Source organism: Streptomyces sp. sk2.1 (genome assembly GCF_008120935.1).
Classification (GTDB): Bacteria; Actinomycetota; Actinomycetes; order Streptomycetales; family Streptomycetaceae; genus Streptomyces.
The window spans coordinates 252833-254719 of sequence record NZ_RDBO01000065.1; the positions used below are offsets into that span (position 1 = coordinate 252833).

The window sequence follows — 1887 nt, forward strand, 5'->3', positions numbered from 1 at the left end:
GTAGGAGAGCCGGCGTGAGCTTGAGGATCGTTGTCTGTGTGAAGTACGTGCCCGATGCCACGGGTGAGCGGCGTTTTGCCGATGATCTGACGGTGGACCGTGAGGATGTGGACGGTCTGTTGTCGGAGCTCGACGAGTACGCGGTGGAGCAGGCGTTGCAGATCGCGGACGGGGTGGATGACGCGGAGGTCACCGTGGTGACGGTGGGTCCGGAGGATGCGCGGGACGCGTTGCGCAAGGCGTTGTCGATGGGTGCGGACAGGGCGGTGCATGTCGAGGACGACGATCTGCACGGTACGGACGTGATGGGGACGTCGTTGGTGCTGGCGCGGGCGGTGGAGAAGGCCGGGTTCGATCTGGTGGTCTCGGGGATGGCGTCGACGGACGGTTCGATGGGTGTGGTGCCGGCGTTGCTGGCGGAGCGGCTGGGTGTGCCGCAGGTGACGCTGTTGTCGGAGGTTTCGGTGGGGGGTGGTGTGGTGTCGGGGCGTCGTGACGGGGATGTGGCCTCGGAGCTGCTGGAGGCGTCGTTGCCGGCGGTGGTGTCGGTGACCGACCAGTCGGGTGAGGCGCGTTATCCGTCGTTCAAGGGGATCATGGCGGCGAAGAAGAAGCCGGTCCAGTCGTGGGACCTGTCCGATCTGGGGATCGAGGCGGAGGAGGTCGGGCTCGCGGGTGCGTTCACCGTGGTGGAGTCGGTGGCGGAGCGTCCGGCGCGTACGGCGGGCACGGTCGTGAAGGACGAGGGCGAGGGCGGGCGGCAGCTGGCCGAGTTCCTGGCGGGCCAGAAGTTCATCTGACCGGGTCGCCGGCGGCCGCTGTTTCGGTGGTGGTGGCTGGTGTTGCCGGTGGCCGCTGCGGTGGTGGGCCGGTGTTGGTGTTGTCGTTCCGTCTTTGATTCGCAGGAGGTTGGGGTTCCATGGCCGAGGTTCTGGTTTTTGTCGATCACGTGGGCGGTGCCGTGCGCAAGCCGACGCTGGAGTTGCTGGCGTTGGCGCGGCGGGTGGGTGAGCCGGTGGCGCTGGCGGTGGGTGAGGGTGCCGGGGATACGGCCGGGGTGCTGGGTGAGCATGGTGCGGTGCGGGTTTTGACCGTGTCGGGTGCGGAGTTCGGCGAGTTCCTGGTGGTGCCGAAGGTGGATGCGCTGCAGGCGGCGTGCGAGGCGGTGTCGCCGGTGGCGGTTTTGGTGCCGTCGTCGGCGGAGGGCAAGGAGGTCGCGGCGCGGCTGGCGTTGCGGCTGGGTTCGGGTGTGATCACCGATGCGGTGGACGTGGAGGCGGGTGCGGAGGGTGTGGTGGCGACGCAGTCGGTGTTCGCGGCGTCCTTCACGACGCGTTCGCGGGTGTCGCGGGGTGTGCCGGTGGTGACGGTGAAGCCGAACAGTGCGGCGGTGGAGGTGTCTCCGGCGGCGGGTGCGGTGGAGGAGCTGGCGGTGGAGTTCTCGGAGGCCGCGCGGGGGACCCGGGTGACGGGCCGTACGCCGCGTGAGTCGACGGGGCGTCCGGAGCTGACCGAGGCGGCGATCGTGGTCTCGGGCGGGCGCGGGGTCAACGGTGCGGAGAACTTCGCGGTGATCGAGGCGCTGGCCGACGCGCTGGGTGCCGCGGTGGGTGCCTCGCGGGCGGCGGTGGACGCGGGCTGGTACCCGCATTCCAGCCAGGTCGGGCAGACCGGCAAGAGCGTGTCGCCGCAGCTGTACATCGCCTCGGGGATCTCGGGCGCGATCCAGCACCGGGCCGGGATGCAGACGTCCAAGACGATCGTCGCGATCAACAAGGACGCCGAGGCCCCGATCTTCGACCTCGTCGACTACGGCGTGGTCGGCGACCTCTTCCAGGTCGTCCCCCAGCTCACCGAGGAAGTCAACACCCGCAAGGGCTGACACCC

2 protein-coding genes are annotated in these 1887 nt (G+C 69.5%); both read left to right on the forward strand.

Going from position 1 to position 1887, the window contains the following annotated elements; translation table 11 throughout:
* Positions 1 to 14 precede the first annotated feature (14 nt).
* Positions 15 to 800, forward strand: a complete 786-nt coding sequence (locus EAO76_RS23575) for an electron transfer flavoprotein subunit beta/FixA family protein (protein WP_148837987.1) — start codon at positions 15 to 17, stop codon at positions 798 to 800.
* Positions 801 to 919: 119 nt separating this feature from the next.
* The gene (locus EAO76_RS23580) at positions 920 to 1882 is read left to right on the forward strand and encodes an electron transfer flavoprotein subunit alpha/FixB family protein (RefSeq protein ID WP_148837935.1); all 963 of its coding nucleotides are present in this window, start codon (positions 920 to 922) and stop codon (positions 1880 to 1882) included.
* Positions 1883 to 1887 lie beyond the last annotated feature (5 nt).

Coding starts and splice junctions, on each gene's coding strand:
- EAO76_RS23580 (WP_148837935.1), top strand. CDS start 920: ATGGCCGAGGTTCTGGTTTTTGTCGATCACGTGGGCGGTGCCGTGCGC.